The 13,091-nt window shown below is 44.2% G+C and carries 11 protein-coding genes; 9 read left to right on the top strand and 2 right to left on the bottom strand.

Features of this window, described 5'->3' with window-relative positions:
• The first annotated feature begins 102 nt into the window (after positions 1-102).
• Positions 103-981, top strand: a complete 879-nt coding sequence (pheA, locus tag AAHB12_RS05890; protein WP_129727701.1) for a prephenate dehydratase — start codon at positions 103-105, stop codon at positions 979-981.
• 55 nt (positions 982-1,036) lie between these two features.
• Here pheA and AAHB12_RS05885 read toward each other — a convergent pair whose 3' ends face one another.
• Entirely contained in the window at positions 1,037-1,582 is a 546-nt protein-coding gene (locus AAHB12_RS05885; RefSeq protein ID WP_342044634.1) for a transcription repressor NadR, read from the bottom strand.
• A complete protein-coding gene (locus tag AAHB12_RS05880) occupies positions 1,579-2,727 on the bottom strand; it encodes an IscS subfamily cysteine desulfurase (RefSeq protein ID WP_342044727.1) in 1,149 nt (382 codons plus the stop codon). The genes AAHB12_RS05885 and AAHB12_RS05880 overlap by 4 nt, the downstream gene beginning before the upstream one ends.
• A gap of 130 nt (positions 2,728-2,857) precedes the next feature.
• Between AAHB12_RS05880 and nadB the strand changes: the two genes are divergently transcribed.
• From nadB to AAHB12_RS05840, 8 genes are all read left to right on the top strand, one after another.
• Positions 2,858-4,384: an L-aspartate oxidase gene (gene nadB, locus AAHB12_RS05875; RefSeq protein WP_342044633.1), complete on the top strand. Its 1,527-nt coding sequence runs from the start codon at positions 2,858-2,860 to the stop codon at positions 4,382-4,384.
• Between the two features lie 13 nt (positions 4,385-4,397).
• Positions 4,398-5,231 (top strand): carboxylating nicotinate-nucleotide diphosphorylase, encoded by an 834-nt coding sequence (gene nadC, locus AAHB12_RS05870; RefSeq protein ID WP_342044632.1) that lies wholly within the window; start codon positions 4,398-4,400, stop codon positions 5,229-5,231.
• 26 nt (positions 5,232-5,257) lie between these two features.
• Positions 5,258-6,367, top strand: coding sequence for a quinolinate synthase NadA (gene nadA, locus AAHB12_RS05865; protein WP_129727696.1), 1,110 nt, complete (start codon positions 5,258-5,260; stop codon positions 6,365-6,367).
• Between the two features lie 374 nt (positions 6,368-6,741).
• On the top strand, positions 6,742-9,126 hold the full coding sequence (safA, locus tag AAHB12_RS31675) for a SafA/ExsA family spore coat assembly protein (protein ID WP_446715520.1): 2,385 nt from the start codon (positions 6,742-6,744) through the stop codon (positions 9,124-9,126).
• Complete coding sequence (locus AAHB12_RS05855) at positions 9,113-10,081, top strand: aminoglycoside phosphotransferase family protein (RefSeq protein WP_342044631.1); 969 nt, start codon at positions 9,113-9,115, stop codon at positions 10,079-10,081. The genes safA and AAHB12_RS05855 overlap by 14 nt, the downstream gene beginning before the upstream one ends.
• Positions 10,082-10,118: 37 nt before the next feature.
• Positions 10,119-10,859 carry an NAD(+) synthase gene (gene nadE, locus AAHB12_RS05850; RefSeq protein ID WP_129727694.1) on the top strand — a complete coding sequence of 247 codons (741 nt, stop codon included), beginning with the start codon at positions 10,119-10,121 and terminating at the stop codon, positions 10,857-10,859.
• A gap of 91 nt (positions 10,860-10,950) precedes the next feature.
• Positions 10,951-12,129 (top strand): YhcN/YlaJ family sporulation lipoprotein, encoded by a 1,179-nt coding sequence (locus AAHB12_RS05845; RefSeq protein WP_129727693.1) that lies wholly within the window; start codon positions 10,951-10,953, stop codon positions 12,127-12,129.
• Between the two features lie 322 nt (positions 12,130-12,451).
• On the top strand, positions 12,452-12,934 hold the full coding sequence (locus AAHB12_RS05840; protein ID WP_246040216.1) for a BofC C-terminal domain-containing protein: 483 nt from the start codon (positions 12,452-12,454) through the stop codon (positions 12,932-12,934).
• The last annotated feature ends 157 nt before the right edge of the window (positions 12,935-13,091 follow it).

Genomic DNA, 13,091 nt, shown 5'->3' with positions numbered 1-13,091 from the left:
TAGAGCTTTTTTCCTTAGATGAATGTTAGAAAAATATATAGAAGGAAAAGTGTATCCATGGTATAACTAAGAGCATAATGAGTGAAAAAGGAGCGAACACCATTGGGTTATCGAATTGGATATTTAGGACCGGAGGCAACGTTTACCAACATGGCTGTAACGCGTTTCTTTCCGGGAGAAGTAAGCATTCCCTATGTCACAATCCCTGATTGCATTGATGCGGTTGCAGCTGGAGAAATTGATTATGCGGTTGTACCACTTGAGAATGCGATTGAGGGCTCAGTCAATATTACCATTGACTATCTCGTGCATGAGCAGCCGGTCCCGATTGTGGGAGAGATTACAGTGCCGATTCAGCAGCACCTTCTCGTTCATCCAAGCCATGCCGATGCATGGCGAGAGGCGAAGATGGTATACTCTCATCCACACGCGATTGCGCAATGTCACAAATTTTTAAGTCAGCATTTAAAGGGAACGCCAGTTGAGGATGTAACATCGACAAGCGCAGCAGCACGGCTTGTGGCGCAGCATCCAGAGGAGAATATTGCAGCGATTGCGAATGAGGCAGCAGCTGAGAAATATGGTCTGGCAATTGTACAGCGCAGCATTCATACGCATCAAAATAACCATACAAAATTTATCGTTTTGCATCAAACGCCAGAAAGAAAATTCCAAAAAAACGAGGATTATTGCGGGGAAAAGGCAACGCTGATGGTAACGTTGCCGTCTGATTATGCCGGTGCGTTGTATCAGGTGCTTGCCGCATTTGCATGGCGTAAAATTAACCTTTCCAAGATTGAGTCTCGTCCGATGAAAACCGGGCTTGGAAACTATTTCTTTTTAATTGATGTTGAAGGGGAGCACGATAGCATCCTTTTATCAGGAGCGAAAGCGGAGCTGGAAGCACTTGGTTGTTCGGTGAGCTTTCTTGGAAGCTATCCGTGTTATTCCTTTAAACAAAACGAAAGCGCTAAGTCATAAGACTTTGCGCTTTTTATGCTTTCTTAAAGTATAATTTTCCCGTGCTCAGTTTTTCTTAATCTTCTACGAGAAATCCTGCTGCGTCAAGAGCCCGGCATGCGTCATCTAGTTTACGGATGGAATCGGCTTCGATCGTGTGAAGATGAATGCCGCCGGTTAATTGTGATAGATAGGCTGCGTTTGTTTCTTTTATTTTTTTTAAATACTCCGCTGCCTCGTTGCGCGTGCTAACAAAGATAGGTGCTGTTAAGTCTCCATAAACCGGATGTTCAACCTTTACATCCCGAATTGTAACGCCGTGGTCGACAAGAATGGTCAGCTCTTGCTCAACCTGCTCAGGTCGGTGCATGCAGGCGATGACTCGCTCGAAGCGCTGCTTTGGAGCGAGGGGCCTTACATACAGATATCCTTGTGCTGTTGCGATAATCGGTTCGTTCCGTGCCTTAAGGAGAGAAATATCCTGTACAATCACCTGTCGGCTAACATTTGTTTTCTTTGATAATTCTCCGCCGGATAACGGTTTTTCCGTTTCCATCAACCAGTGTAAAATAAGCTGTCTTCGTTCCTCACCCAATATTTTTTTTTGTTCGTTTTCACTCATGTCAAGCTGACTCCTTTAAAAAATTGCTGAAGCATTGTTCTGAGTACCTCTAGCGTTTTATAAATATGTTCTTCTGTTGTATGGACGCCAAAAGAAAAGCGGACATATTGCTTTGCTTCTTCTACTTCCTTGCCAATAGCGAGCATCGTCTTGGAAGGTTCTTGCTTTCCGATTTGGCAGGCACTTCCTACGGAAACAGCGATACCGTGACGATTACATTCGAGCATTGTATACTGCCCTTCTATTCCTTTGATAGTAATGCCTACGATATTGGGCAAACAAGACGTTGGATGACCCTCCACCGAAATTGAGTAGCCCATAGAGTGTAATCCATCCACAAACAAACGGCGCAGCTGCTGTAAGCGAGCCGCTTCCTCCTCCATTTTTTCTGTCATATGGCGAGCTGCTGTAATGAAGGAGGCTATACCGGGTACATTAACAGTACCGGGACGAAATCCACTTTCATGAGATGTGCCTTCAAATGCAGGCTGCCAACGGATCTGAGGATTTATATAGCAAGCACCGACTCCTTTTGGTCCGTACAGTTTATGCGCAGAAACAGACAAGCTGTCGATATGCATACTCTGAACATCAATCGGGGTTTTTCCAAATGTTTGTACACAATCGGTATGAAACACTACATTATACTTTTTCAATATCAATCCGATTTTTTCAATATTTTGAATTGTTCCGATTTCTGAGTTCGCGTGCTGAATGCTTGCCAATACAGTTTGCTCTGTTATGGAATTTTCTAATATCTGTGGATCAATCATCCCGTATTGGTCAACAGGTAAATACGTAACATGATATCCTTGCTTTTCTAATTCTCGAAAATAGTTTCGAATGGAAGCGTGCTCTATCTCGGTTGTAATAATATGACTTCCCGGTCCGTGCACAGCCAACAAAGATTGAAGGGCTAAATAGTTCGATTCTGAGCCGCCGCTTGTAAAATATACACCCTGCTCTTTACCGCCAATCATACTTGCGAAGTCTTTCCGGCAGGCTTGCAGCAAGGCTGCTGCAGATGTTCCTGTATCATGCAAGCTTTGTTCATTGCCAAAGTATTGCTGGGAGGCCTGTATGAAAGTCTGCAAGGCTTCCTCGCTCATTGGGGTTGTTGCTGCGTAGTCCATGTATATCATAATTGTAGCCCCTCTCTATGGAAGAATACTTGCTTTCTTTTACCTTTTCATAAAAAGGTCTTGTCATTAGTTTAAATATATGTAAATATAGGTGTCAAGACAGTAAAAAAAGTGGAAACAGGAGGCGTACAAAATGGACGTCTTAATTGTTGGAAGCGGGTTGGCTGCGTTGCAGACAGCGAATAGGCTTAGTCGCTCAAAGAATGTGATGCTTATCACAAAAAAAACGAAATATCATAACAATTCAAATATGGCACAAGGCGGGGTTGCTGCGGTTTTTGCACCAGAAGATCACTGGACATCGCATTACAAAGATACACTCCTTGCCGGTTGCCACTATAACAATAAAGCTGCAGTACAGTATTTGGTTCAGGAAGGATCGCAGGAAATCCATCGTTTAATTCAAGATGGTATGGTATTTGATGGAGATGGGAGCGGTCCAAGTCTTGGGCAAGAAGGGGCGCACAGTATGAGGAGAATTCTTCATGCGGGCGGAGATGCTACCGGGGCAAAGATTATGCAGCATACATTGCAGCATCTTTCTGATCGAGTACAGGTCATTGAAAATGAAATGGTGCTAGATTTAATTGTTGAAGACGGCAGATGCCTCGGGGTAATAACGAGAGACGAAGAGGGTAGCGTGAAACATTACTATGCTTCTCATACTGTACTTGCAACAGGCGGAAGCGGCTCACTTTATTCATTCAGCTCTAACAACGGTACGATAACAGGAGACGGACTAGCGATGGCATACCGAGCTGGTGCGGAACTGGTCGATTTAGAATTCGTGCAGTTTCATCCGACAATGCTGTATGTAGATGGAGAGTGCCGTGGTCTTATATCGGAGGCGGTGCGCGGAGAAGGAGCACTCCTTTATAATTCCCGGGGTGAGCGTTTCATGGAAGATATCCATGAGCAAAAGGAGCTTGCGCCAAGAGATGTTGTAGCACGCGCGATTCATGAGCAAATCTTAAGGGGCGAAAAGGTGTATTTGGACATCACAATGATTGATTGTTTTGCCTCACGCTTTCCGACCATTGCCTCTTTGTGTGAAAGCAACGGAATTTCTTTAGAGGAAGGTCGTATTCCTGTCGTGCCGGGCGCTCATTTTCATATGGGGGGCATTCGTACAAATTTGGACGGTGAAACAACAGTGCCAGGATTATATGCTGTCGGAGAAGCTGCATGTAATGGAGTACATGGCGCAAACCGTCTTGCAAGTAACTCCTTGTTAGAATGCCTTGTGTTCGGTAAACGGCTTGGAGAGTATTTGCTCACAAAGCCGACTACAAGGATACAGCCAAGAACGCAAAATCATCAAGCTGCTTTCCCAGATATTATGCTTCCATCTAAGGGAGATTTGCAGGAAATGATGATGAAGCATGCTGGTATCGTCCGAACGGAGCAATCTCTGCAGGAAGTCAAGCAGTGGATTGAGTGCTATTTGTCTGCAGCAGCCGGTGAAGCGCTTCCGTACGAGGTGTTAACAAACGAGCAAGTAATAGTGTATAACATGATGACAGCCGCATGGCTTATAGTGACAGCTGCGTTAGAACGAAGAGAAAGTATAGGCGGACATTATCGAAGCGATTTTCCAAATAGAAGTGAGGCACCAAAGCCGATTGTATTGTCAAAAGAGACCATGCTGTCGTTTGCATGATAAGGGGGATAACATGAATTCGTTAAAATTGAAACACGCATTGCAGCAATTTTTTATGGAGGATATCGGAGAGCGTGATGTAACGTCACAGCTTATTTTTCCAGGAAACATGCAGGCGAAGGGAACTTTTCTTGCGAAGGAGAGCGGTGTATTTGCCGGTACAGACGTGATTACGGCTGGCTTCCATCTGCTTGACACCGATATTAAAATTGAACTTTACAAACAAGATGGCGATCGCGTGGAGAAGGGGGACATCCTTGGGGCAGTGTACGGACCAATTGTACAGCTGTTAACAGGTGAACGGGTTATTTTAAATATCATCCAACGCATGAGCGGTATCGCCACGTTGACGAGAGAAGCAGTAGAACGGCTTGATAGCGAGCATACGCGCATTTGCGATACAAGAAAAACAATGCCAGGTTTGCGTATGTTTGATAAATATGCTGTAACGTGCGGCGGCGGCTATAATCACCGTTTTGGTTTGTATGACGGTGTGATGATTAAAGACAATCATATCGCGTTTGCCGGTTCCATTACAAAGGCGGTGGCGGCTGTGAAACAGCAGCTTGGCCACATGGTGAAGGTTGAAGTAGAGACGGAAACAAAAGAACAGGTGCTTGAGGCAATCGAAGCAGGCGCAGATATTATCATGTTTGATAATCGTACACCAGAAGAGGTAAAGGAGTTTGCGGCTCTTGTGCCAAGCAGCATTACAACGGAGGCATCTGGCGGCCTCACCTTAGCGAATTTGCATGAGTACGGTAAAACCGGGGTTGATTATATTTCACTTGGAATGCTAACGCATTCGGCAAAGGCGCTTGATATTAGCTTTAATATTGAAGAATAGCATAAAGAATGTTGGGGGGAAAAAGCATGAGCATTTTAGAAATGGTAGAACAACATGGTCAAGTAGCACTTCCAGAACGATATGCGAACATGTCTGTAGAAGAAATGGAGAAACGCGTTCGTGAAATTAAAGAAAAGTTTGGCGAGGAATTATTCCTTCCCGGACACCATTATCAAAAGGATGAAGTTGTAAAATTCTCTGATTCAACAGGAGATTCTTTACAGCTTGCACAGGTAGCAGCAAAAAATACGAAAGCAAAATATATTGTATTTTGCGGTGTGCACTTTATGGCGGAAACAGCAGACATTTTGACGACTGATGAACAGGTTGTTATTTTACCGGATATGCGTGCTGGCTGTTCCATGGCAGATATGGCGGACATTGAGCAGACGGAACGTGCGTGGCCGAAGCTGCACGAGTTATTTGGGGATACAATTTTACCGCTCACTTACGTAAACTCTACAGCTGCAATTAAGGCATTTTGCGGCCGAAATGGCGGGGCAACTGTTACATCATCAAATGCAAAGCAAATGGTAGCATGGGCATTTACCCAAAAAGAACGCATTCTGTTTTTACCGGATCAGCATTTAGGCAGAAATACAGCGTATGACCTAGGTGTGCCTCTTGAGCACATGGCAGTTTGGGATCCGCAAACAGATCAGCTTGAGTATGAAGGCAATTTAGAAGATATTAAGGTCATTCTATGGAAAGGACATTGCTCCGTTCACCAAAACTTCACAGTGAAAAATGTAGAAAATATAAGAAAGAACTACCCGAATATGAATGTAATCGTACATCCAGAGTGCTGCCGTGAAGTTGTTGCAGTTTCCGATTACGCGGGATCTACAAAATATATCATTGATACGATTGAACAAGCACCGGCAGGAAGTGAATGGGCAATTGGAACGGAAATGAATCTCGTGCAACGCATTATTGCACAGCATCCAGATAAGCACATTGTATCGGTAAATCCGTATATGTGTCCGTGCTTAACGATGAATCGCATTGATTTACCGCATCTGCTCTGGACATTAGAGTCATTGGAGCAGGGCGAAGTAGTGAACGTGATTGAAGTAGATAAGGAAGTTGCAAAGGACGCATTGCTTGCATTAAATCGCATGCTCGCTTTGGCATAATAGAATGAGGCTAGGAAGAAGCAAGGAGATCTCTCTTTGTTTCTTTTTTATACTTGCACTTGAAGAAAGTATAAAATTCCAGCGAGAAGCGTCTTCGACGTAGCCGGAGATTTTAGGAATACAGTATAAGTAGGGCTACGCCTCTGTCTTCGCCCAAAGGCAGAGCTCGCCAATCGGCGAGTTTCTTTAAAATAAATCTTTTTGGGCATTGTGTATTGATAGGTAAGAGCCTCTATAAGCTTCTATGTTTTACACAGGGTTGCCCATAAATTTTGTACATAAAGTCCTTTTCTAGCGCATAGATTGTGATGAAGTCACATGGCACTCAAACTTACATTACTAATTATAGAGATGTTATACAGGAGGGGGAAAAGGTGAAAATTCATATTGTACAAAAAGGGGACACTTTGTATAAAATTGCAAATAAGTATGGAGTGGAGCTTAACGCATTAAAAAGCGCGAATGCACAGCTGAGTAACCCCGAGTTAATTATGCCGGGCATGAAGATAAAGATACCATCCGCCAGCACGGCAGCTAAGAAAAATCCCGGAGCAGGGGCCGTGTCGCCGAAAGAGTATGTCAAAGAGGTACAAATGAAGCAGCCTGCTTCAGAAATTAAGACGCTCTCGATCGAAGAGGAAGAAGAGGCTCTACCAGGAGCTGCTCCAGCTACCCAGCAGCCTGCGATGCAGCAGGAAATGGTGCAGCAGCAAAAGGAATATCCGTTGCCCATAATGAAGCAAAAGGAAATGCCAATTCCAAAAGAGACGCCGATTCAGAAGGAAACACCAGTTCAAAAAGAGACGCCGATTCAGAAGGAAACACCAATTCCAAAAGAGACGCCGATTCAGAAGGAAACACCGATTCCAAAAGAGACGCCGATTCAGAAGGAAACACCGATTCAAAAAGAGATACCGATTCAGAAGGAAACACCGATTCAAAAAGAGATACCGATTCAAAAAGAGATACCGATTCAGAAGGAAACACCGATTCAAAAAGAGATACCGATTCAAAAAGAGATACCGATTCAAAAAGAGATACCGATTCAAAAAGAGATACCGATTCAAAAAGAGATACCGATCCAAAAAGAAGTGCCGATTCAAAAGGAAGCGCCGATTCAAAAGCAAATATCAATTCAAAAAGAGGCACCAATTCAAAAGGAAAAGCCAATTCAAAAAGAGGCGCCAATTACAAAAACAGCCGCTCCGCAAAAAGAAACAACAAAATTTTCAATCAACATTTTACCGCAGCCGCCGCAGCCGCCAACAAAGAATTTTCATGTCGCTAATGAATTCAAGGTCGGAGGAGCAGAGAAAAAGGCGGAAAAGCCAATCATTGTTCCTGGGGCAGGCAAATCTAATACAGAAGCTGTTTCGCCGATAGCAAACAAAGGAAATGAGGGCCTCCAATTCACTGCTCCTAATGCTGAAAAAGCAAATGTAAATATGGCTGTATCCCCAGCTGCAGGAAAAACGAACGTGAATCCTGCTGCCGACAAAGCAAAAGCTAATCCAATACCTACAGTACCGCTGCCAAGCTTTACAGCACCGGTAGCACAGAAGGAGAATGTGAATGTGCCCGTCCCTCCTGTTGCTAATAAAGGAAAAACGGCAACACCTTCTCAAGCGATAAGTATACCGGGCCTCAGTCCCGTGCAGGCAGAAATGCCAAATCCGATTCTTCCTGTTGCGGATAAAGGAAAAACGGCAGCACCTTCTCAAACTATAAGTATTCCAGGCCTCAGTCCCGTGCAGGCAGAAATACCAAATCCGATTTTTCCTGTTGCGGATAAAGGACAAACGGCAGCACCTTCTCAAACTATAAGTATTCCAGGCCTCAGTCCTGTGCAGGCAGAAATGCCAAATCCGATTCTTCCTGCTGCGGATAAAGGTGCTGGAGCCTTCCCAACGCTGCCATTAACGGGCTTTATGCCTCAAATGACAGGTATGCCGGGCATGGGTGCAATGCCTGCACCAAATCCAGGAATGGTGTCGCCATTAGGAGCCATGCCAAACGCGTCAAATCCAGGAATGGCGTCACCATTAGGAGACATGCCGCATTTATCGAATCCGGGGATGGTATCTCCTTCAGCGAGTATGCCATACGGGAATGCAGCACCAGATCATATGGCAGCGATGCCGAGTCAGCCTTATATGCCGTCATACGATCCGTACGCTGCTCCAGTTGTTTCACCAGCGTACGAAATGAATCCGTATGGGGCGATGCCAATGCCAACTTATGTCCAGCCGCCGCAATATATACCATATCCGCCATATCCACAATACGTACCAGCATATCAGCCGCAGCCTCCATATTATGGAGGAATGCCATATCAGTCGCCATATCCGCCTATGAATCCTGGATATGTGCAAGGAGCTTATACGCAGCCTGAATCATCTGCTTTCATGCAGCCCTATCACCATGCTCCTTATGAGTCGTCTTCTTTACAAATGCCGTCATATGATTCAAATGCAGCCGCAATGAGTCCTGCTTACGATCCGAATATGCCGCCAGCTCTGAGTCCTTATGCTCCGCAAGAGGATTGCGGCTGCAGTGATCCGCAGCCATCCTATCCATATGCACCGCAGCCTGGAGGACCGTATGGAGCTCCGTATTATCCGTCTTATCCGCAAGTGCCGTATTATCAGCCAACGCCGTATACACCGTATGCGCCGCAGCCGGGTATGCCTTATTATCGTCCTGAACAAACATCTATGTTTGGTACACCGGACATTGATGATGAAGATGAAACGGAATAAGCACCAACTGGAAAAAGGCGATGCATTAACAGATCGCCTTTTTTTCTTCTTGACGGGGCATGGGATAAACGTACGGTATATTGTACAGTTGCGGCCGACGGTGTTTTTGATTCGATGTGAGGTGGAATCTTATATATTGAAAGGGTACAGCACGTATGAACAAGCAAGGAAGCAAATGATATTTCTGCAGCATCTGCAGCAAACTGGTTTCCGGCTTACCTCTTATATACGGTCATTTCCGTCCGGACTACAGTATGGCTGTTTTTACGGTAAGTATTGGCTGTTATTTCAATATATCCAGCATATAGGGGTGTTTCGTTTTGATGAGGAACAGAACAGACGGCAAGCCGCTGCAGCGCTTGATGAATATCATTGCTACGCTGCTAAACTGCCGAACCAATTGTTGTCGCAAGTGCCGTTTCTTGAATGGAATGCAAAATGGCAGATGCGCACACTTAAGTTTCAGCGCTATACGTCATTGATTTCAGCTTGTATTGGCAGTGAGATAACAAGTGAGTTGCTCCGCTGGGCAGAGTTCTCTTTAGCTGGGTTAAATTCTTTTGACTGGTCTTCGCAGCCATATGGGTTTATTCATGGTGATGTTATTGAGCATAACTTTGTTAGAGGAGAGCATACGTATCTCATCGATTTTGACTGTGTCAGCTTTGGGCCTATTTTGTATGATTATGTGAAATATTGCTATGGCATTCTTCCTTTTCTGAATTGGTCATTTGCGGCATTGACCCGATATAAGGAACTTTACCCCTTTCTTTTTAATAGAGCCTTTCTATTAGCTCTTATATTTCCAGGCGATATTATGAGGGAATGGGATTATTTTTTAGAGCTTCCGTCCTTCTTACAGGAGAAATTCCGCCGACAGCTTATTTTATTTACGAAAAATAACTATGAATTACGCTTCGCATTTGTTGAGAAATTATATAATGTGATAACATAACTACAGGTAACCAGTCTAAGAAAAGGGGTAACAGGAAATGGAAAATCAAATTGCGAAGCTAGTGGAATGGCTCCAACAAAAGGTAAAGGAAGCAAATGCAAACGGTGCGATTGTCGGTATTAGCGGAGGAATCGATTCAGCTGTTGTAACGCACTTAATTAAACGTGCGTTCCCAGACCAATCCCTCGGCTTAATTATGCCTTGCAAAAGCAATCCAAAGGATCAGGAAGATGCGTTACGCGTTGTAGAAAGCTCTGGGATTGATCATTATGTAATCAACTTGACAGAAACACATCAAGCATTGTTTGGTGAAGTTGAAAAGCAGCTTCAGGCAACAGGTGAATGGAATGAGGAGAAAGCTCGTCTTGGAGACGGCAATACGAGAGCACGCTTGCGTATGACTACTTTATATGCGGTTGCGAATAATTTCAACTATCTAGTTGTTGGAACGGACAATGCGGCAGAATGGCATACAGGCTATTTCACAAAATACGGCGATGGCGGTGTTGATCTTGTGCCGCTTGTACACTTTACCAAGGGAGAGGTGGGCGAAATGGCTCGCCTGCTCGGAGTACCGGATGAAGTGATACATAAAGCACCGACAGCTGGTCTTTGGGAAGGGCAAACCGATGAAAATGAAATGGGTACTACGTATAATATGATTGACAAGTACCTAAAGGGCGAAGAAGTCCCTGAGCAAGATCGTGCAGTTATTGAAAGACTGCATGCACGTTCCGAGCATAAACGTCATTTAGCAGCAGCTCCTCCAAAGTTCTAAGTTAAATAATTACAGTTTAAAAACCCCCTCTGCTTGTCATGATAAGAACGAGCATCGTATTGATGTTCACTTAGCAGAGGGGGTCTTTGTATTGAACAACAAATGGAAGCTGCTGACAACATCGTTGTTCGTCGTTGGTGCTTTAACTGCTTGTAATACTGATAAAGACACAGCTATGGAAAATCGTAATGCACATAAAATGTCGACACGTGAATACCGTAATGTAACATATCGCAATGAAGCAAACCGCAATGTGTACGGTAATGATGTAATACCAGGAGCTAATCCTTGGGATGCTAGCCGAGTAGGTTATTATAACAAGGCGACTGGTACCCCAGATGGTACGGCTGATGGGACAGCAATGCGCAGACATGTAAGAAACCAGCTTACAGGTATTGGCGATAACGATATTACAAATCACCTCAGAAAAACGGGAACGAACGAGTCGAATCGTAATAGGGAACAGACAGGTATAACTGGTACAGGCACATATCCTGGTGCTGGCATGACAAATGTTGGGACAACGCGCTCAGGTGCTGGGGCAACAGGCACGGGAGTCGGCATGACCGGTACAGGTGCTGGAGTAGGTAGAACTAACGGTTCTGGTGTTACTAACATTGACATGACACGTTCCGGTCAGATTGATGGTGGGACAGGAACACGTGATTACAATATGAACCGCGTCACAAATCGCTATAGCAATCCAGATATGACGGAATATAACCGAGCGTATGATGCAAATCGTGTCACAAATCGCGGAACGAAAACAGATGATTACGGGAATGTAAAATATTCTAAAGTGAATCAAAAAATGAAACAGCTTGGGGATAAAGGCCCTAACTACAACTACTACGGTTCCCGTAACTATCACGGACATCTAACAAATGATGGGTACCCAACACGCAATATGACGATCAGTGATTACAATGTTGATGGAGGAGGCGCTGCGGCGGAAAAGATTCAAAATCGCGTGAAGGGTTTGCGTGATGTAGATCGCGTTGCAGCTGTCACATATGGAGATGATATTCTGGTTGCGATTAAACCGCGTAATGGCGCAGCAACAGGAACAATAGAAAACGATGTGCGGCGCGTTGCTGAACCCTATGCAAAGGGACGCACCATTCATGTGACAGTAACAAAAACGATGTATGATCGCGTGCGTAATATGAGCAATAAAATGAAAAATGGTGCCATGACAAACGAAATGAATCGTGATATGACGAATTTATTTCGTTCAATTCGTACGGATTATCATCGCGTAGTGGATTAATGAGGGCAAAGAGGGAATGGCAAAGCTACCATTTCCTCTTTGTTCCACCGTAAGAAAGTATAAATTTCCAGCCAGAGGTGGATTCGACGTAGCAAGAGCCTCGGTGCAACTATGCCTCTGTCTTCACCAAAACGGTGTGTTTCGTACGAGTTTGTTTACATTTTCTTATGTGTAGAGAAAATAACTATAGAGGGGGATAAAATAACCCATTCCGGCAAAAATACATATGTATTTGCGCTATTTCCCGATTCTCTTCAAAGAGGTGATTCGTATGGATGTCATAATGAAGGCTATATTTACAATAGTGATCGCCTGTTTCATTATGTTAAATGAGGGAAATGTATGGGCTGCGCCAATGGAGCCGATAATCCCAAAGCGACCGGATGCTTCTCATGAAGAGCCGCGCATAACCGTTATTTTGCAGCGTACATATTTAGATGGAGAAGTGAGTGAAGAGGTGCTTACAGAGAAAACGCAGCAGATAGAACAAGTGCTGCGTAAATACAAGGATTGGCAAATTATTGATCGTGATGATGTAGAGATTGTTTTACAAAAGCGGATCAATGATATATCTCCCTTATTAAAAACAAGCGGTTATTTCGGTGTTTCAAAGGAAGGGATTTTGCAAATTTTTAAGGGTATGCCAAATAGTGAACATGTTATTCAATCCTTTTTTCAAATTGATACGAAGAAGCTGAAGACGGATCGCCGCCAGCAGCTTGAGAAGGGAATTCGTATTCAGTCAAAGGAGCGTTTCGCAGAAGTACTAGAGGAAATGAAAAGCTACTCCAATTTGCAAGACTAGCTGACCGCTAGTCTCTTTCTTATACCTTAGGAAAGTACAAATTTTTAGCAGAGAGCCCGTCCGACGTAGCGAGAAATTTTAGGAATAAAGTATAAGGGCAACTACGCCTCTGTCTTCGCCCGGGGGGCAGGGCTCGCCAATCGGCGAGTTTTCTTTA

It is taken from the genome of Bacillus sp. OTU530, from assembly GCF_038440375.1.
This window is presented reverse-complemented; position numbering and strand designations above follow the sequence as displayed.

Coding starts and splice junctions, on each gene's coding strand:
- AAHB12_RS05885 (WP_342044634.1), bottom strand. CDS start 1,582: ATGAGTGAAAACGAACAAAAAAAAATATTGGGTGAGGAACGAAGACAG.
- nadB (WP_342044633.1), top strand. CDS start 2,858: ATGGACGTCTTAATTGTTGGAAGCGGGTTGGCTGCGTTGCAGACAGCG.
- nadC (WP_342044632.1), top strand. CDS start 4,398: ATGAATTCGTTAAAATTGAAACACGCATTGCAGCAATTTTTTATGGAG.
- nadA (WP_129727696.1), top strand. CDS start 5,258: ATGAGCATTTTAGAAATGGTAGAACAACATGGTCAAGTAGCACTTCCA.
- AAHB12_RS05855 (WP_342044631.1), top strand. CDS start 9,113: ATGAAACGGAATAAGCACCAACTGGAAAAAGGCGATGCATTAACAGAT.
- nadE (WP_129727694.1), top strand. CDS start 10,119: ATGGAAAATCAAATTGCGAAGCTAGTGGAATGGCTCCAACAAAAGGTA.
- AAHB12_RS05840 (WP_246040216.1), top strand. CDS start 12,452: ATGTTAAATGAGGGAAATGTATGGGCTGCGCCAATGGAGCCGATAATC.